The 18,749-nt window shown below is 51.5% G+C and carries 14 protein-coding genes; 13 read left to right on the forward strand and 1 reads right to left on the reverse strand.

Annotation, left to right across the window (positions count from 1 at the left end; all coding sequences use genetic code 11):
• Window positions 1–4 precede the first annotated feature (4 nt).
• On the reverse strand, window positions 5–256 hold the full coding sequence (locus CVU71_00250) for a (4Fe-4S)-binding protein (protein PKN20265.1): 252 nt from the start codon (window positions 254–256) through the stop codon (window positions 5–7).
• 268 nt (window positions 257–524) lie between these two features.
• Between CVU71_00250 and CVU71_00255 the strand changes: the two genes are divergently transcribed.
• The 13 genes from CVU71_00255 to CVU71_00315 all read left to right on the forward strand — a co-directional run bounded on the left by CVU71_00255 (window position 525) and on the right by CVU71_00315 (window position 18,677).
• Window positions 525–854, forward strand: coding sequence for a hypothetical protein (locus CVU71_00255; GenBank protein PKN20266.1), 330 nt, complete (start codon window positions 525–527; stop codon window positions 852–854).
• A 199-nt stretch (window positions 855–1,053) separates the two neighbouring features.
• Window positions 1,054–1,437 carry a VOC family protein gene (locus tag CVU71_00260; protein PKN20267.1) on the forward strand — a complete coding sequence of 128 codons (384 nt, stop codon included), beginning with the start codon at window positions 1,054–1,056 and terminating at the stop codon, window positions 1,435–1,437.
• 395 nt (window positions 1,438–1,832) lie between these two features.
• Window positions 1,833–2,792 carry a hypothetical protein gene (locus tag CVU71_00265; protein ID PKN20268.1) on the forward strand — a complete coding sequence of 320 codons (960 nt, stop codon included), beginning with the start codon at window positions 1,833–1,835 and terminating at the stop codon, window positions 2,790–2,792.
• A gap of 59 nt (window positions 2,793–2,851) precedes the next feature.
• Window positions 2,852–5,659 (forward strand): hypothetical protein, encoded by a 2,808-nt coding sequence (locus CVU71_00270; GenBank protein ID PKN20269.1) that lies wholly within the window; start codon window positions 2,852–2,854, stop codon window positions 5,657–5,659.
• Window positions 5,660–5,918: 259 nt separating this feature from the next.
• The gene (locus CVU71_00275; GenBank protein ID PKN20270.1) at window positions 5,919–6,329 is read left to right on the forward strand and encodes a hypothetical protein; all 411 of its coding nucleotides are present in this window, start codon (window positions 5,919–5,921) and stop codon (window positions 6,327–6,329) included.
• 27 nt (window positions 6,330–6,356) lie between these two features.
• The gene (locus CVU71_00280; GenBank protein ID PKN20271.1) at window positions 6,357–6,872 is read left to right on the forward strand and encodes a gamma carbonic anhydrase family protein; all 516 of its coding nucleotides are present in this window, start codon (window positions 6,357–6,359) and stop codon (window positions 6,870–6,872) included.
• 34 nt (window positions 6,873–6,906) lie between these two features.
• Window positions 6,907–7,302: a hypothetical protein gene (locus CVU71_00285; protein PKN20272.1), complete on the forward strand. Its 396-nt coding sequence runs from the start codon at window positions 6,907–6,909 to the stop codon at window positions 7,300–7,302.
• A 346-nt stretch (window positions 7,303–7,648) separates the two neighbouring features.
• Window positions 7,649–11,077: a hypothetical protein gene (locus CVU71_00290; protein ID PKN20273.1), complete on the forward strand. Its 3,429-nt coding sequence runs from the start codon at window positions 7,649–7,651 to the stop codon at window positions 11,075–11,077.
• A gap of 591 nt (window positions 11,078–11,668) precedes the next feature.
• Window positions 11,669–12,880, forward strand: a complete 1,212-nt coding sequence (locus CVU71_00295; GenBank protein PKN20274.1) for an acetyl-CoA C-acyltransferase — start codon at window positions 11,669–11,671, stop codon at window positions 12,878–12,880.
• A gap of 12 nt (window positions 12,881–12,892) precedes the next feature.
• Window positions 12,893–14,977, forward strand: a complete 2,085-nt coding sequence (locus CVU71_00300; protein ID PKN20275.1) for a 3-hydroxyacyl-CoA dehydrogenase — start codon at window positions 12,893–12,895, stop codon at window positions 14,975–14,977.
• A 257-nt stretch (window positions 14,978–15,234) separates the two neighbouring features.
• Window positions 15,235–17,073 (forward strand): acyl-CoA dehydrogenase, encoded by a 1,839-nt coding sequence (locus tag CVU71_00305; protein ID PKN20276.1) that lies wholly within the window; start codon window positions 15,235–15,237, stop codon window positions 17,071–17,073.
• Between the two features lie 272 nt (window positions 17,074–17,345).
• Window positions 17,346–17,717 (forward strand): hypothetical protein, encoded by a 372-nt coding sequence (locus CVU71_00310; GenBank protein ID PKN20277.1) that lies wholly within the window; start codon window positions 17,346–17,348, stop codon window positions 17,715–17,717.
• Between the two features lie 57 nt (window positions 17,718–17,774).
• Window positions 17,775–18,677: an SAM-dependent methyltransferase gene (locus tag CVU71_00315; protein PKN20278.1), complete on the forward strand. Its 903-nt coding sequence runs from the start codon at window positions 17,775–17,777 to the stop codon at window positions 18,675–18,677.
• Window positions 18,678–18,749: the final 72 nt, after the last annotated feature.

Raw genomic sequence — 18,749 nt, forward strand, 5'->3', positions numbered from 1 at the left:
TTTTTCACGGGTCGCTGTTTAAGAAACAGGTCAACGCGCCGGATGGGCATTTTTCAACGGTTTTAATGATCTCTTCTGTCGTTGAATTCAGAGGTTTTACCCAGGGTCTTTCCTTCGGTCTGAAAACAGCGGGGTTGTGTTTTATGCAATTTCCGGAATGCTGGCACTTTTGCGCGTCCCAGATGATGGTTACCTCACCGTTGGTATAAGATCTTTTGGCGTTATTTATTGTTTTATCATCGGTGCTGGCGGACATGATCAAATCTACGGCATTCCCTGTTTTTTTAAAAACTGCGGGTAAAACTAGCACATTATGATTTGATTGTTAAATAAATTATCGGAGTCGGGAATGGATACGGTTCATCAGCCGGTGTGTTCCATCCGCTTGTCATTCGTAATGGTAGATATAACCTACCGATAACCTGACACTCAACCCGTCTTGCATCCTGATCAGCCATCCATATACTTTAGCCTGAAATGCAGTGCGCAGTGTCGATAAAAAACAGGAAGAAAGGAGAAACAACATGGTATCGAACAATCTCATCAAAGGCGTTGTTGTCGGCAGTTTGATCGGTGCGGGGTTGGGGATTCTTTATGCTCCCAAAAGCGGAAAAGAAACCAGGGAGCAAATAGGCAACTCAGCCCGGGACGTCCTGGAAAAAGCAAAGGCGCAATATGAAGAAGCGGCCCAAAAGCTTGAGGCGTTGACGACGCACAATAGGGCAATATTTGCCGACAAGAAAGATCGGCTGAAAAAGGCTCTGGATGCGGGCCTGGAGGCCTACCATCAGGAGAATGCCAAGCAGCAGTGTGAATGCAGAACGGGCCTCTACGGGGATGATGCTCTGCTTTAGCAGGGTGCAGGCAGGTAATACCGGATACGGACGGGCGGCAGATCTGATGCGGGAATCTATCGATGCGCCGAAGGATGGCGGTGCGCCTGTTGCACAACCACGGCAAAAGCAAAGTCTGTGAGACGCTCTGTTGCAGGCGGGGATGTTGTGCGGCAAAGCGTGTCCTGCAGGCCATTTTTATCATAAGAAGGGGGACAGGATGGAAGACGGATTCAAGCAGGGTCAATTCAACTGGTGTGAATTGATGACCACGGATGTCGATGCGGCAAAAAAGTTCTATGCCGGGTTGTTCGGATGGGAAATGCAGGAAATGTCCATACCCGGAATAACCTACACCGTGGTAAAAGTTGACGGTGAAGGGATTGGCGGAATCATGGAAATTCCTGAAAGCGCCAAGGGAATGCCGCCGATGTGGGGCACTTACGTGACGGTTGATGATGTGGACAAAACGGCGAAGGCCGCTTTGGCACTTGGCGGCAAACTACACATGCCGCCGACCGATATCCCCACGGTCGGACGATTCTGCGTCATCGAAGATCCGCAGGGCGCCTTCATTAACGCCATCACCTACCTGAAAAGATAATACCGGCCTGCCGGAATCCGCATTCGGGCGCATGGCAATTAATGATCCTGAACCGACAGGCTTATGCCGGAAGTGATGTCCCCCCTGATGAACCGGGGCGTTGTCCCCGATGATTAAAAACGGGAAGGAGGTTCAGTTTTTCTCTCAGCATGCCTCTGTCCGGGCGCCATCCCATCTTTTGTTCCATATAAAATCCTGCCTGTTATTCTGAGAATCTCCTTGACTCAGAAATTTGCTCTTCATATACTGCCGTTGCCGTCGCGTCATAAAGATAAAAAATTAAATTGATTTTCTCATAAGGTAATCCATGACGATTCCTTCCGCCGTTTTCAACTGGTTAAAAGCGTCAGTTCCTCAAGACCGCTATTCTACGGGTGAGTCAAAAAGAAAACTTCATGGTCATAATGAATCCCTTCATGACCCTTGTCTGCCGGCTACGATTCAATCCGCGAGGAGCAGCTAAAATGATTCAGAACATCAACGACAGGATATCAATTTTTTTCACCGAAGAGGGATTCAGTAAATCAAACGCCGTGCTCATTGATGATGATGTGCGCATCATGATCGACAGCGGCGCGGGAAAGATTACCGGCGAAGCCCGGCCGCAGGGTGTTGATATCCTCATCAACTCCCACTGCCACCTTGATCATGTCTGGGACAATGACCTCTTCGTCAATGCCCGGATCATCACCCATCCTCTGGAACGGGAGAACTTCAAAGACCAGAAAAAGATCGGGTCTATTGATAACTGGGAAAAATACATGACGGAAGATCCCCAGCAGTTTGTTCACCTCATCGGCGCCATGAAACCTTCATTTTTCGAAAAGTGGCGCGTTGACGGAACCATTGATGAAGGGGACATCATCGACGCCGGAAGAACAAAGATTCATGTGATGCACATGCCCGGTCATACGTCAGGTCACCTGACGTTCTTTTTTCCGGAAGAAGGGCTCCTCTTCTGCGGAGATATCTGCCTGACGAAGGTCGGCCCCTGGTACGGTGACGGCTCTACACCCGTGGATGATTTCATCGCTTCCATCAACAGGATAATCGAGATGAAACCCGACAGGGTCGTTTCGGGGCATAACAAGGAGGTTCTGACATCCCCATTCATCCTCAGAGCTTTCGAGGAATACAGGGGGCGGATTTACAAACGCGACGAAAGGATTCTTGCGGCGCTCGGTGAAAAGCCCTGCACGCTTGATGAGCTGGCGGAGCAAAAGCTCATCTACCCCGCGCATCCTACCATCTTTGTTGTCTACTGGGAGAAGGCCATGATCGTGAAGCATTTGAACAGGCTGATGAAAAACGGCGCGGCTGCCGTTGATGAAGAAGAAAGGTATTATGCGAGGTAAAAGATAACGGGGTCATTTTGTTTCTGTTGAACATCGTTAATCGAAGCAGGAGATATCAAATGCACGATCTGTCAAAAGCCTGTCAGGATCTGGTCGAGGAAAACGCCATCCTCCAAAAGAAAATCAGTGAACTGGAACAATCGGATATAAAATATCAGCAGGCCCAGGAAGCGCTGCGGAAGCGGGACATCGATTTTACAAAGCTTTCCTCCTGGGTGCCCGGAATGATTTATCAGTTCACGAGGAGGCCTGACGGAACATATTTCGTGCCGTTCACCACAGACGCTATCCGGGAAATTTTCGGGTGTTCACCGCAGGATGTGCGCGAGGATCTTTCTCCGATAACCGGAGCAATATTGCCCGAAGACCTTGATAAAGTCATGGCCTCCATTGAACGCTCCGCCAGAGATTTGACAATCTGGACGTGCGAATACCGGGTGCAGCTTCCCGGTCAATCCGTCAGATGGATTTCGGGAACTTCAACACCCGAGAAAATGACTGACGGCAGTGTCACCTGGTATGGCTTCAATACCGATGTCACCGAACGCAAGCGGGCGGAAGAAATGATGCGCGAAAGCGAGGATAAATTCAAGTATGTGTTCGATAACTCCGTGGTCGGCAAATCAATTACTTTTCCGGACGGCCGGGTAAACGTGAACAAAGCTTTTTCTGAAATGGTCGGTTATTCGCAGCGGGAGATTAATGAACGCGGCTGGCGGGCGATCACCCATCCTGATGACATAGCGCAGACTCAGGCGGAGATGGATTCCATCGTTTCCGGTCAAAAGGATTCGGCGCGTTTTATCAAAAGATTCATCCACAAAAATGGATCGGTTGTCTGGACGGATATCGCCTCGACCCTGCGCAGGGACAAAGAAGGCAATCCCCTCTATTTTATTACGACCCTGGTTGATATTACCGAACGCAAACAGGTGCTCGAAGCCCTCAGGATCAGCGTTGAACAATATTCTAAAATATTTAATCTCAGCCCGATTAACATCTCTCTTTCCACCCTGGCCGATGGCCGGTATGTGGAAGCAAACGATTTATGGTTCAGAACCACCGAATACACCCGCGAAGAAGTGATCGGGCGCACCGCCACGGAACTCGGGATATGGGCCAATCCCGAGGATCGTCAAAGGATGGCGAAAACCATTATGGACGGCGGCGTCATTCGTAATCAGGAATATTATTTCCGGTCAAAATCCGGCAGGATGTATTTACTTTCGTTTACCGCCGCAGTGATTGAAATATCGGGGATCCCGCATATCATCAGTCTGGCTTTAGACATTACCGACCAGAAGCGGGCCGAAGACGCCTTGCGGCAGAGTGAAGAAAAATATCGAACCATCATTGAGCAGATGGAGGACGGCTATTTTGAAATCGACCTGGCCGGTAATTTTACCTTTGTCAATGATGCGGAGAACAAAATTCTCGGATATTCCGGCGATGAACTGATCGGAACGAATAACCGGCAGTATCAGGATAAAGCAAGCGCGCAAAGAACCTATCAGCTCTTCAGGAATGTTTACCGGACGGGTGAACCCATTAAAGCCCTGGATATTGAAATTATCAGAAAGAACGGGATGAAAGGCTTTCACGAAGTTTCGGTATCGCTCATGAGAAATGCCGAAGGCAATCCCGTCGGATTCCGGGGGTTAACCCGGGACATTACGGAGCGCAGGCAGGCGGAGGAAGAGAAGCGAAGACTGGAAGAGCGTCTGCAGCGTGCGGAGAAAATGGAGGCCCTGGGGCAGCTGGCCGGCGGCGTGGCCCATGATCTGAATAATGTTTTAGGCATCCTGTCCGGATATTCGGAACTGCTGTTGATGGAAATTCCCGAGGGGCACCGGGGCAGACGGCATGTTGAAAAGATCATGCAATCCACGGAGAAGGGAGCCGCAATCATTCAGGACCTTCTCACACTGGCCAGACGGGGGGTAACGTCGTCAGATGTGATCAATCTCAACAGCATTACCGGGGATTTTCTCAAGACACCGGTATTTGAGAATATCAGGAGCTATCACCCCCGCGTGAACTTCAAGACAGACTGCCAGACGGATTTGTTGAACATTAAAGGCTCTCCCGTTCATCTGGAAAAAACATTGATGAATTTGGTGTCCAACGCCGCGGAATCCATTTCCGGACCGGGGGAGGTCGCGATCCGGACGGAGAACAGGTATCTGGACAAGGCCGTTATGGGCTATGATGAGGTCAAGGAAGGTGATTACGCCGTCCTGATCGTTTCCGATACGGGGATGGGCATTCCCGCGGAGCATATCGAAAAGATATTTGAACCGTTTTATACCAAGAAAATCATGGGCAGGAGCGGGACCGGATTGGGGTTGGCGATTGTCTGGGGGACGGTCAAAGATCACAACGGATATATTGACGTGCAAACCAGGGTGGGAGAGGGAACAACCTTTACACTTTACTTTCCTGTCACGCGTGAGGAACCGGCCACACCGCAGCAGAAGTTGCCTGTGGAACGGTACATGGGAAAAGGGGAATCCATTCTGGTGGTGGATGATATCGCCGAACAGCGTGAGGTGGCGTCCGGACTGCTCAAAAAACTGGGGTATGATGTCCATGCCGTATCCGGCGGGGAAGAGGCCGTGGAATATCTCAAGAGCAGGAAGGCGGATATTCTGGTTCTGGACATGATCATGGCGCCCGGCATCGATGGCCTGGAGACCTATCAGAGGGTTCTCGAAGTCAACCCGCAACAGAAGGCTGTCCTGGTGAGCGGCTTTTCGGAAACCGTCCGGGTCAGGAAGGCTCAGCAACTGGGGGCGGGCGCTTATGTCAAGAAACCCTATGTGATGGAAAAAATCGGCGTAGCCATCCGGGATGAACTGGACCGGTAATCTGCCGCGTTACAAACGTCCATCCTTAACTTCAACCGGCAGAGCAGCAGATGGATCGGCCGATGAATGATGCGGGATGCGGCGGCCGCATAAGAAAAAATCAATGACGGCTTCAATTTTGGTCATGCCGTACAGGAACATTCCCGGCGAAATTTTAAAAGTAAAATTGATTTGAACATCAGGCCGCTTTTGTGTAGGATGCGGATCATTTTAAGAACAGATTTTGCGTCAGGCACGTATTTTTACCTATTACCTGTAAATGGTCCGGGGGCGGAAGATGAAGAACAAATCCGAAGAACAAAAAGAGACGCAATGGGACTGCTTTTCATTCCCATGCGGAGATTCCTGTTGCCAGCACGGTGTCGATGTATACGCGCACGAGCGGGATCGCCTGATCCTTGCCGGTAAAGCCACGGCATCTGATTTTTTGCAGCCGGAAACTGATCAGGCGGGGACAACCATGTACCGGACGCGGGTAGGGACGCGCGGCTGCGTTTTTCTGCTGGATGAACGCGGTTGCCGGTTGCATATTTCCGGTCACAAACCATCGGTATGCAGCGAGTGGCCGCGCACGTTTCAGGAAGCGAAGCGGGCAGCCAGTGATGATTATTTGCCATGTTTCCCGCTCCGCTACCCCGGGGATGCGAACCGTAAAAGCAAGACGCGTTAAACTGTTTGGTTGGAAACGGGAGTCAGCGTGAAAACAATCATTCCCTTTGAGGGCAAGGAACCCCTCGTGTCATCGGCGTTTATCGCTCCCAACTGCTGCCTGGTCGGTGATGTCGTTCTTAAAGAGGGAAGCAGTGTCTGGTTTGGCACGGTGATCCGCGGCGACAGGGCGCGATGCGAGATCGGGCGGGGAACCGTTGTGCTCGAGCAATGCTATGTCGAAAACTCGATCGTCGGCGACGAAACCATGCTGAGCCATGGGGTCATCGTGCATAAAGCTAAAATCGGCAATGACGTGCTGATCGGAATCGGGGCGCGGGTCATAAACGGAGCGGAGATCGGAGACCACTGCCTGATCGGCGCCGGGGCTTTTATCCTGCCCAACACAAAAATACCGCCGAACTCCATCGTTATCGGCAAGGGAATCATCATCAGGACGGCGACCGAAAAAGATATTCAATATATCCGGGACTCGGTCAAAGAAGTGCAGGACAAAGCGATCCTGTTCAACAAAACGATCGGAAACGCGATCTGCGAAGAATGAATTGATGAAGCGCGCAGACAAGGAGGCACAACCCATGAAGACGGAATTTGCTCTGGTCGCTGTGATGGCTGCGGCATTCATTGCTTTGGCCGCGGCACCCGTTCACGCCGGGAAGGTTATCATGGGCAACTTGCATAAGCAAAATGCCTATGCCATGAGGGTTACGTTCAGCTTGCTGGGTGAGAACACGGTTTTAAGCTGCGCGCCGGGGGGCGGGAATCACGCAAGCAATATCGAAGACGCCGTAAGGGCCGTCAGTAAAATTGTTGTTTACAAAACGGACAGCTGCCTGAATGCCACGCCCGGCAGTCAGACAGGACCCGTTCTGAAGGCATATCGTGTTCCTGAAAATCTGCTGAACATCAACAACAGCTTTGGCGTCCAGATCGAAGAAAACGGAAATATCGAAATCAGAGAATACCACTATTAGAGAATATTCATCCGGACCGCGGACGCTTTGATAAAAAACGCCGCTTCCGATCATTTCCGGTGCAGGGCTTCAGTAAAAGTTTTGCGCGGATGATCTTGTCATGTGACATGATAAGACACCGGACCGGATTGTTTTATGCAGGTGCATGTCCGGCTCATTTGGAGCCTTTTGAATTCCAATGTCAATCATAAAAAAAGATCCGCGATATTTGCGGGCCGGCAAGTGAAGTCCTTGTTTATACTGATTTTAAAATTTAAAAAACACAGCGCATCATGTCAGCTAAAAACGTCCTGTTGACCTTATTTTTCAAATTCCTGTTTTTATGCTAAGTGACAAAAAGTAATCCATGGGTTTCAAGGCATCTGAAATGAACGATAACAACAAGACAAAACAACAACTCATCCGGGAGCTGGCAGCCATGCGGCAGCAGGTTGCTCAAATCGAAGCGTTGGAAGCAAGACGCCGGCAGAGAGATGACGTGCTGCGGGAAAACGAGAGCCGGTATGGTAAAATAGCCAAATACACTCCTGACTTGATTTGGACGATGGATTTGTCAGGCCGCATCACTTACGTCAACAATGCCGTGAAGCGCATCCACGGCTGGACGATTGATGAGTGTCTGAATCTCACCATACAAGACCTGGTTTCGCCGCAACAGGCCGCTTTGTATACTGCAATTATCGAAGAAGAACTGAAAAAGGCGACCGAACCTCAGTACGACCGCAATACCATTCACTCTTTTGAATCGGAGGATTTGCGCAAGGACGGTTCGACATTTCTGGCTGAAATTACGGCCACCTTCCTGTGGTCGGATGATGGAAAGCCTGTCGGCATTATCGGCATTACGCGCGATATTACGGAAAGCAGGCGGATGGCTGCGGCGCTCAGGCAGAGTGAAGAAAAATACCGTCTGATCGCGGAAAATTCGGGAGAACTCATTACCGTTACGGATATGAATCTCCGCTTTACCTACATAAGCCCGTCCATTACGCGTACACATGGCTATACCGTGGAGGAAGCCATGAATATGGCCGTTGAAGATTTTGTAACCCCCGGATCCATGCAAACCCTGCTCAAGGTTCTTGAGGAAGAACTGAACCTGGAAGCCGCCGGGAATTCCGATCCCCGGAGAGTCCGTGTCCTTGAGGTGGAGGAATACAAAAAAGACGGAACGGTTATCTGGCTGGAAAGCAGCATATCCGGGCTGCGCGGCAAGGATAACAATATTGTCGGCATTCTCACGGTGAATCGCGACATTACCAAGCGCAAGCAGGCCCAGGAGGCTTCCAGAAAAGCCGAACAGCGGTTGACGGACGTTATTAATTTTCTTCCCGACGCCACTTTTGTTATCGACGCGTCGAAACGGGTTCAGATGTGGAACCTCGCCATGGAAGAACTGACCGGCGTCAGGGCCGACGCAATATTAGGCAGGACCGACTATGAATACTCCATCCCGTTTTATGGCGGAAAAAGGCCGATGCTCGTTGATCTTCTCGCGGAAGAGCCCCGGAACATAGAGAAGTACTATCCCGGGCATAAGAGGCAGGGCGACAGCATCATCGCGGAATTCTTCGCACCTGCCGTGAAAAATGAAGGCGCCTATATCTGGGGAATTGCCAAACCGTTGTATGATGATGGCGGTCATATGACCGGCGCCATAGAATCCCTGCGCATCACGACGGAACGCAGAAATGCAGAAGATCTGATCCACAGACAGAAGAAGGAGATCGAGGCGTCCGCCCTCACGATGGCCGCAACCCTCCGGAAGCTGGAAACGGCCAATCAGGAATACGGCCATGCCAATGCAAGGCTTGAAGAAGCACAGCGGCAAATGACGGCAACCAACGCCAAGCTGAGGCAGTCGGAAGAGAAATTCTCCAAGGCTTTCCACCTGGGTCCGGTCATCATTACAATCTCGACGCTGGCGGACGGTAAATATGTGGAGGTCAGTGATTATTTCGTCCGGCTGACGGGATATACCAAGGATGAAATTATCGGCCATACCGCCCTGGACCTGGGGATATGGGCTTACCAGGAAGATCGGGAAAAGGTGACAAGAATCCTGGAAAGCGGCGGCCGGGTGGTCGAAGAGGAACTTCTGTTTCAATCCAAATCCCGCAAACTATACAAAATGATCTTCTCCGCGGAGAGAGTATTGATTGACGAGACGCCGCATCTGGTCAGTGTGGCGATTGATATCACGGAGCGCAGACAGGTTGAAGAGGCGCTGCGGCAGAGTGAGGGGAGATACCGCACGATCATTGAGCAGATGGAGGACGGCTATTTCGAGTCTGACCTTGCCGGTAATTTTACCTTTGTCAATGAGGCGGAAAGCAGAATTCTCGGATATTCCAGAGATGAATTGATCGGAATGAATAACCGGCAGTACCAGGATGAAGCAAATGTCGACAAATTATATCAACTCTTCAGACAGGTCTACACGACAGGTGAACCCATCCGGTCGCTGGATGTCGAGATTATCAGAAAAAACGGGACAAAAGGTTTTCACGAAGTTTCAGTATCGCTGATAAGAAATGCCGAGGGCCGGCCAATCGGATTTCGCGGTATTTCCCGGGATGTCACGGATCGCAGACGCGCGGAGGAAGAGAAGCGCAGTCTGGAAGATCGTCTGAATCGCGCTGAAAAGATGGAAGTGCTCGGACGGCTGGCCGGCGGCGTCGCCCATGATCTGAATAATATCCTGGGGGCTCTTTCGGGCTACTCGGAACTGCTGTTGATGGAAATTCCCGAGAAGCAGAAGGCCAGAGGCCATGTTGAAAAAATCATGAGGTCCACGGAAAAAGGAGCCGCGATCATTCAGGATCTTCTCACGCTGGCCAGACGCGGTGTGACCACGTCGGATGTGATCAATCTCAACCAGGTGGTTTCGGGTTTTCTCAAGACCCCCGTGTTTGAAAATATCAGGGCCAATCACCCCCTGGTTATCTTCAAGACAGACTGTCAGGAGGAACTGTTGAACATCAAAGGCTCCCCCGTCCATCTGGAAAAGACATTGATGAACCTGGTGTCCAATGCCGCGGAGTCTATTGCAGGGAATGGAGAGGTCACGATTCAAACGGAGAACCGGTATCTGGATTCCGCCGTCAGAGGGTATGATGAGGTCAAAGAAGGGGATTATGTCATCCTGATCGTATCCGACACGGGAATGGGCATTCCTGCCGAGAACAGAGAGAAAATATTTGAACCCTTTTATACCCGGAAGACCATGGGCAGAAGCGGGACCGGCCTGGGACTGGCGATTGTCTGGGGGACGGTAAAAGATCTCAACGGATATATTGATGTGCAGACTGAAGTTGGAGCAGGAACCGCTTTTACGCTCTATTTCCCGGTAACCCGCGAGGAACTGATTGCGCCGCAGCAGAAAGAGCCGATCGAACGCTACATGGGTAGCGGTGAATCCATTCTGGTGATTGATGACATTGCCGAACAAAGAGATGTCGCTTCCGGATTGCTGAAAAAACTGGGGTATCAGGTTCACACCGTTTCCAGCGGAGAACAGGCGGTGGAATACCTCAAGGACCATAAGGCGGATATCCTTGTTCTGGACATGATTATGGTACCGGGCATGGATGGTTTGGAAACTTATCAGAGGATTCTTGATATCAACTCGCAGCAGAAGGCTATCCTGGTCAGCGGGTTTGCTGAGACAAACCGGGTCAGAGAGGCTCAGAGACTGGGGGCGGGCGCCTATGTCAAAAAGCCCTATGTCATGGAAAAAATCGGTTTGGCCGTCCGGGATGAACTGAACCGGTAAAATGCCGCATCACGAATGACGTCAGACCGCTTCTCCCGCCTTTGATGCTTCCGGATACAGATGCCGCTTTTCCGGGCTGGATTCTTTTGTTATTATTCCTCTTTACAATCGATAATGCATCCTGAATTACGTCTCATAGATGCCTCATCGTTGTCTCATTGAGACAGTAATGAATCATTTATTGATACAAAAATCCGCAATACTATAAATTGCCATATTAAATCAATAACATAAGAATATTTATTACTTGGCATGATGAATGCTATTGCTTTTCACCAAAATGGCTTTCCAACTGCTGAAAACGATTCCGTATCAATAATCGGTTCGCAAGCAACTACAGGAAATCATAAATTCATTGATCCTTTATTGACAAAGCATTTCCAGGATGATCGCTGATATCAACCGCGCAATGCTTCTCAAGCCCGCCGGCACCGGCGCTTACCGCCGGCGGATTCATGATCGGATCTGAGACATAACATCGTACCAGGAATTAGACGGATAGTGCTTCACAAACCTAAGGATGCAGGAAGCCTCGCCGTAATGGTGATCTTCCATGCAGGAGTTAATAAACGGGCATACTAAGGAGGATGTATGGATTTAAGAGATGCGTATTTTGTAGACGGTGTACGGACATGGTTCGGAAAGGCCAGGCAGGATGGTTTCTACTGGTATACACGGGCGGATGACATGGTTACCAAAGTCATGAAAGAGCTCGTCAGAAGAAATCCGACCGTTCCATGGGGAGAAGTGGATGATTGTATCATGGGCGCAACAACGCAGTCCGGAGATCAGGGCACCACGATGGGCAGAACCGTTGTGTTTACTTCGGGTATCCCGGAAACAGTTCCCGGATTTTCTGTGGACCGGATGTGTGCGGGCGGCATGACCTGCCAGAGCATCGGCTCGTCCTATATCAGAGCAGGTGTTGCCGATATGATCATAGCCGGCGGTGTCGAACACATGGCCCACCACCCCATGGGGGCGGGTGCCGATCCGAATCCCAGGATCGTTACCGAGAAGATGGTCGAGCCGAAATATTTTAACATGGGCAACACGGCGGAAAAACTCCACGACTGGATGCCTGAACATGGTGAACAGCCGGTGACCAAGGATGAGGCGGATGAATACGCCTTCCGCGTTCTGGAAAGATACTTCAAGGCTCTGGATGCCGGTTACTACGATAAGCACTGTGTCAATATGACGGTATTTTCCCCCACCGGGTGGCGGGTTGCCGACCGTGATGAACAGGCCAAACGGGGAACCACTCTGGAGAGCATCAAAAACCTCCGGAAATTCCCCTTCAAGGCGGAAGGCCATGTCACCGCGGCGAATGCCTCGGGATTGAATGACGGCGCATGCGTATCGCTTCTCATGTCCGGCCGGAAATGCAAAGAGCTGGGGATCAAACCCAAAATGAAGTTTGTCGGCGCCGCCTTTGTCGGCGTTGATCCGTCCGTCATGGGCTGGGGTCCGGTTCCCTCCACGGAAAAGGTTCTGAAGAACTACGGTATGAAATTTGAAGATCTCGATATCATTGAACTCAATGAAGCCTTCGCCGTACAGGCTGTCGGGTTTATGAAGCACTTCGGCATGAAGACTCCGGAAGATCCCAGACTCAATCCTTATGGTGGAACCATTGCCATGGGCCACCCGCTGGCCAGCTCCGGCGTGCGTCTGAGCATGCAGCTTGCGCAGGACTTCGAGTTGAATCCGAAAGCCAGATACGGACTCACCACTATGTGCGTGGGCCTGGGCATGGGCGGTTCGATCATTTGGGAAAACGTAGTCGGGAAAACAATCTAGGAGGCTCATACAATGGCTAAATACATAACAGAATGCAAATTAAACTTCTTTCAGTCAAAGAAGGCAGGCAAGATAGCGATCGTCACGATGGACAACGGGCAGTTTCCGAACATCCCCAATACCTGGGGAATTGAGGCCCTGGAGTCGCTCAACAAAGTCATCGACGTCGTCGAGAAGGATAAGGATGTTAAGGGCTGGTTCCTGACCGGCAAGCCTTTCATCTTCAACGTGGGCGCCGACATCATGAGCGCGGATCCGAATGCAACGAAGCAGGCGGCCCTGGAGATCGGCGCCGCAGGACATCAGGCCTTCAAACGCATTATGGGGCTCAAGGTTCCGACACTGGCCGCCTACAACGGTGCAAGCATGGGCGGCGGCGTCGAGGTCGGGCTTTATCACAACTACCGCACCATCTCGAAAAGCCCGGGCGGATGTGATCATTACGCGCTGCCCGAGTGTTTCCTGGGCCTCGTGCCGGGCTGGGGCGGTACGCAGCTGGTCACCAAACTGTGCGGCCCGGAAGCCGCCATCGAACTCGTCATTTCCAATCCCCTCAACATGAATAAAATGATCAATTCTATAAAGGCCTTTGAAATGGGTCTGGCGGACAGACTGATCGCACCGGCGGAGTTCGTGGACGAATCCCTGGCTTTGCTGGAACGCATCATCACCGGCGAAGAAAAGATCGAACGCAAAAAGGTTGATCCGAAGATGAGCGACGAGCTCTATAACAAGACCAAAGCCATGATTGTCGGCAGGGTTCATTCCGGTGCGTTGGCACCCTACCGGGCGCTCGATCTCATCCGCGGCGCAGGCGAATGGTCGCTGGATGAAGGGTTCCAGAAAGAAAACGAAGCGCTGGCCGACATGATCACTTCCGACCAGTTCAAATGCGGCATTTACTCGTTTGACCTCACCCAGCGCCGGGCCAAGAAGCTTCCCGGTCGGCCGCCCAAAGAAGTCAAAGGCAACAAGATTGCCAAGATCGGCGTCATCGGCGCAGGCCTCATGGCTTCTCAGATGGCCCTGTTATTTGCACAGCGCTACCAGTGTCCGGTCATCATGAAGGACATCAAACAGGAATTTGTGGACAAGGGTCTGGCTTATGTCAGGGATCAACTGGCCAAGACAGCCAAAAAGGGAAAACTGTCCGCGGCCGATGCCAAATGGATGGGCGAAGAACTCATCACCGGAACCATCTCCTATGATGAATTCAAGGATTGTGACTTCGTCATCGAGGCTGTTTTTGAAGAAATGTCCGTCAAGCAGAAGGTCTTTGGTGATCTGGAAGCCGCCTGCAAGCCGGAGTGCATGTTCCTGACCAACACGTCGTCTCTCGATGTTGCCGAGATGGGCAAATTCCTCAAAGATCCGTCCCGCGTGGTCGGATTCCATTTCTTCAACCCCATCGCCATGATGCCACTGGTCGAGATCATCAAAACCGACAAGACCAGCGATATCGTCCTGGCCACGGCATTCGACATTGCCAAGAAGATCAAGAAGACACCGGTTCTCGTGAAAAATGCTTCCGGATTCCTCGTCAACAGAGTCCTGACGGCCATGTCGGACGGCATCTTCCGTGTCCTCGACGAAGGCGCCGATTTCCTGCAGACGGACAAGGCCATTCACGAGCTGGGCTTCCCGATGTCGCCTTTCGTCCTGACCGCCCTGGTGGGCCCGGCCATTTCCCTGCACGTGCTGGAGACCCTCAACAAGGCGTGGCCTGATCGGTTCAAGGTCAATGAAGGCCTCAAAAACCTGGTAGCCAAGGGAAAGAAATCCATCCTGATCCCCGGGGACAAAGGCGCTGTTATTGTTGATCCCGAGATTTTGGCCGGTTGGCCGCAGGGCAACAAGAAGTTCACCGACGACGAAATCCGGCAGAGAGTACTGGAGCGGATTGCCGTGGAAGTCGACACGATCCTCAAAGAAGGCGTCGTGGCAAGCCCCAAAGACGTGGACACCGGTGTCATCATGGGCGCCGGCTGGCCGCTCTTCATGGGCGGGATTACCCCCTTCCTGGATCAGAAGGGCATTTCGAAAAAGGTGACGGGCGCGGACTTCCATCCGAATGGATTTCTGGCAATAGAAAAATAGCGCGCTGTCTGTCAGCGGGATTTGTTCTATTTGAGATCAATAGTATCGTGCCAATCCCGTACTGTCATTTCGTCCGAAGGGAGAAATCTAAGATTTCTCAGTCGTGAAGACTCCTTCGAAATGACAGCAGTAGTGTGACTTAACATTAGTACATGATAAATTTGCAGGGAACGGTCTTCCACCCGCAAAGGGTGGCCGCGGCCGTTCCCTGCTGCATGAAAACATGACTTCTATATAAAATTGACGAGGAGGTTTGTATGGCTAGTTTATGGGTTGATGAGAGAGATATCAAATTCCAACTGAATGAGGTTTTTAATATAGGAGAGACGGTTCTGGGCAAGGGCCGCTATGTCGATCACGATCTGGATATGTGCAACATGGTGCTTGATCAGGCGCAGAAATTCGCCGAGAACGAAATAGCCCCCACCTATCCGGATGAAGTTCATCGGAAGCCGGTTGAGGCGGTATTCAAGGACGGCAAGGTATTCGCGCCGGAAGCCTATCACCGCCTTTGGAAGCTTTACTGCGAGGGCGGCTGGATGTCCACATCCGATTCGCCCGAAGTCGGCGGTCAGTCCTTCCCGTTTATCATCGGGGGGGCTGTGGCCAACATGTTTCTGGCCTCCAATCAGGCTTTTGTCATGTACACCGGTCTGAGCCACGGCGCGGCGCGCCTGGTGGAAGACTTTTTTCAGCACCCTCTGCGCGACATCATTATTGAAAAAATGTACACCGGTGTCTGGGCCGGTACGATGTGTCTGACCGAGCCGGGGGCAGGCTCCGACGTGGGCATACTGAAAACCACGGCCAAAAAGAATGCGGATGGCACCTACTCCATCACCGGCACCAAGTGCTTCATTTCCGCAGGCGACCATGACCTGACGGAGAATATCATCCACCCGGTTCTGGCCCGCATTGAAGGCGATCCGGACGGAACGAAGGGCATCTCCATTTTTATCGTTCCCAAGATCCGCATCAACGAAAAGGGCGAACTGGGAGAACCCAATGACGTGCAGTGCGGCAACATCGAAAGCAAAATGGGCATCCATGGCAACTCCACCTGTACGTTGAACTTCGGCACGGACGGCAAGTGCATCGGCTATCTCATGGGCGAAGAGCGCGACGGCATGAAAATCATGTTCCAGATGATGAACGAAGAAAGACAGGGCGTGGGCATGATGGGCGTATCCCTGGCCATGTCCGCGTATCTGCATGCACTGGACTATGCCAAGCAGCGCATCCAGGGCTCGAACATTATTGCCGTGGCCCTGAAGGATCCCAATGCTAAAGCGGTTCCCATCATTCAGCATCCCGATGTGCGGCGCATGCTGATCAGACAGAAATCCATCACCGAAGGAATTCGTGCCTTAGCCCTGCTTTGCTACTATGCCATGGATCGTGAAGTCAATGCCGGCCTGGAACAAAATGAACAGGACAAAGAATACTGGCATGGCATGATCGAGATGCTCACCCCGATGGTCAAGTCCTACTGCACGGAGAGAGGCATGGAAGTATGTTCGGATGCCGTACAGACTTACGGCGGTTACGGCTACTGCCGTGAATATCCGGTCGAACAGATGATGCGCGACCAGAAAATCAACCTGATTTACGAAGGCACCAACGGTATTCAGGCCATGGATCTCCTGGGCCGCAAGCTGGGCATGAAAAAAGGTCTGTATTTCATGAATCTGCTGGGCCTGACCCAGGCGGCCGTTGCCGAAGCCAAGGGCAACGATGCGTTAAAGGCGGAGGCCCTCATTGTTGAAGGCGCGCTGAATGCCTGCGCGGGAACCGCCATGGAATTCGCCAAGATGATGAAAACCACGCCCTATGTTCCGTTGATCGGCGCCGCCGATTTCCTGAATTGTCTGTCCGACGCTCTGGTGGGCTGGCTGCATATCTGGATGGCCAATGTGGCAACCAAGGGCCTGGCCAATGCCGCAAACGATAAGGATAAAGCTTTCTATTCCGGCAAAATCCAGGGGGCGAAATTCTTCATCAACCGCATCACCGGACTCGTGCCGGCCAAACTGGATAATCTTAAGCAGGATGAGCAGAGCGCCATGAACATCAGTGAAGACGCCTTTGCCGTCTAAGCGTATTGCAACGTATCAAAACCTGAAGGAGGAACCGCACGGTTCCTCCTTTTTTTTCTCTCCGGGGCGATGGATAAACCGTAACTTACGCGACGTTTCCTGACGCGGCGACTGATCCCAACCGTTGCCAAAATAACAGACTTCAAGCCGTAATAATTAAATAGATGAACTTCAACCTGACATGTGGTACGAAAAACTAAAACAGGTCGTGGAGACTGTCGAAAGCTCAGGCTTGACCGGGTCAATTTCCCGGCAACCGGGAGGAGGAGCGCATGAGAAAAGTATTTCTGAAATCAGTCATCATTATCTTTGTTACGCTTTTGTTAACCGCAACGGTCTGGTCATCGGAGAACAATCGCTGTGTGCGCAATGTTTACGGGAAAATAGTTTGTCCTCCGCAGGATGTTACCTGTCTGGTTAATTCATTCAGCAACGTCATTGCCTGTTCACCGCCGAATGGCGGTATTGTAATGAATGCGACAGGCGAGATGCTTTGCGGTCCGGGAAAGTGCATGGTCCCCGCGTTCGGGCAGGCGTTCTGTTCCGCTTTGCAGGGCGGGTCGGTAACCATTGACAGCAAAGGCGAGCCTGTCTGCACGGGTGAATGCGTGCCGGCGTCCGCTTCAGCCTGCAGCCTCCCGTAGAACTTTCGAACCGGCAAGTCGACTTATAAGAGGCATCAGTCATGTCAAACAGCAAACATGCCTGCAAAGTACGGAAATGGAATTGCCAATATGCCAGGAAAACCTAAGCGGCCGCAGGCCGGATCAGCCCGTAAGTTAAAACCACAAAAAGCAAGCGACAAGGCGGCAGTTGCTCTTGAGGACGTTGATCCCCGGATGTGCGGGCTGAAAGACGCGGTGAGGCGGGGATGGTACCGGCTGGAAACAGGGGAGTTGTTCAGCGGCTTTAAGGTGACAAGTGACGATGTTGTTCTGGATGTGGGATGCGGTGAAGGAAACGCCATCCTGTTTTGCGCAAAGCAGGGCGCTCACATTGTTTTTTCCGATGTCGATGCGGCAAAAATTAAAGCACTGATCGAAAAAGCCAATGCGTCCCGTGCCAGGAAGGTTGAAGGCTTCGTCAGCGATGCAACACTTTTACCGCTGCCGGATGAGTATGCGACTAAGATCCTGTCGACGGAGATGCTGGAGCATACGTCCCATCCCGAAAAAATTATGGCGGAGCTGGTCAGAGTGGGTAAGCGAGGCGCAAGGTATTTGATTACAGTGCCTGATTCCCGGTCCGAGATGCTGCAAAAGCCCGTCGCCAATCCCGTCTACTTTGCACAGCCGAACCACATTCAGATTTTTAACAGGGAAAACTTTGTCCGGCTGGTGGAAAATTCGGGATTGACGGTGGAACGGTATGATACATGGGGCTTCTACTGGACGGTCTTTATGTCATTGTTCTGGATGGTTCATCAGCAGAAAAATTTCAACAGCCCCGTCCTGGACGAAATCAAACCGCCTTATCACCCCGTTTTGCAGGGCTGGGCAAATACGTGGGCGGGGTTGATGGAATTAAATGGTTCTGAAAAACTTTTAGAGTCCTTTGATCAATACCTGCCGAAAACCCAGGTCATCATTGCCAGGAAGGCGTAAATCAGTTTTCTGATATCGACGCGTAAGCTATCAGCCGTTTGCCTTGCTCATCGGCAACATCTGATTGCCATT

This window comes from Deltaproteobacteria bacterium HGW-Deltaproteobacteria-6 (assembly GCA_002840435.1).
Lineage (GTDB): Bacteria > Desulfobacterota > Syntrophia > Syntrophales > Smithellaceae > UBA8904.

Coding starts and splice junctions, on each gene's coding strand:
- CVU71_00250 (PKN20265.1), bottom strand. CDS start 256: ATGTCCGCCAGCACCGATGATAAAACAATAAATAACGCCAAAAGATCT.
- CVU71_00255 (PKN20266.1), top strand. CDS start 525: ATGGTATCGAACAATCTCATCAAAGGCGTTGTTGTCGGCAGTTTGATC.
- CVU71_00260 (PKN20267.1), top strand. CDS start 1,054: ATGGAAGACGGATTCAAGCAGGGTCAATTCAACTGGTGTGAATTGATG.
- CVU71_00265 (PKN20268.1), top strand. CDS start 1,833: ATGGTCATAATGAATCCCTTCATGACCCTTGTCTGCCGGCTACGATTC.
- CVU71_00270 (PKN20269.1), top strand. CDS start 2,852: ATGCACGATCTGTCAAAAGCCTGTCAGGATCTGGTCGAGGAAAACGCC.
- CVU71_00275 (PKN20270.1), top strand. CDS start 5,919: ATGGTCCGGGGGCGGAAGATGAAGAACAAATCCGAAGAACAAAAAGAG.
- CVU71_00285 (PKN20272.1), top strand. CDS start 6,907: ATGAAGACGGAATTTGCTCTGGTCGCTGTGATGGCTGCGGCATTCATT.
- CVU71_00290 (PKN20273.1), top strand. CDS start 7,649: ATGGGTTTCAAGGCATCTGAAATGAACGATAACAACAAGACAAAACAA.
- CVU71_00295 (PKN20274.1), top strand. CDS start 11,669: ATGGATTTAAGAGATGCGTATTTTGTAGACGGTGTACGGACATGGTTC.
- CVU71_00300 (PKN20275.1), top strand. CDS start 12,893: ATGGCTAAATACATAACAGAATGCAAATTAAACTTCTTTCAGTCAAAG.
- CVU71_00305 (PKN20276.1), top strand. CDS start 15,235: ATGGCTAGTTTATGGGTTGATGAGAGAGATATCAAATTCCAACTGAAT.
- CVU71_00310 (PKN20277.1), top strand. CDS start 17,346: ATGAGAAAAGTATTTCTGAAATCAGTCATCATTATCTTTGTTACGCTT.
- CVU71_00315 (PKN20278.1), top strand. CDS start 17,775: ATGCCTGCAAAGTACGGAAATGGAATTGCCAATATGCCAGGAAAACCT.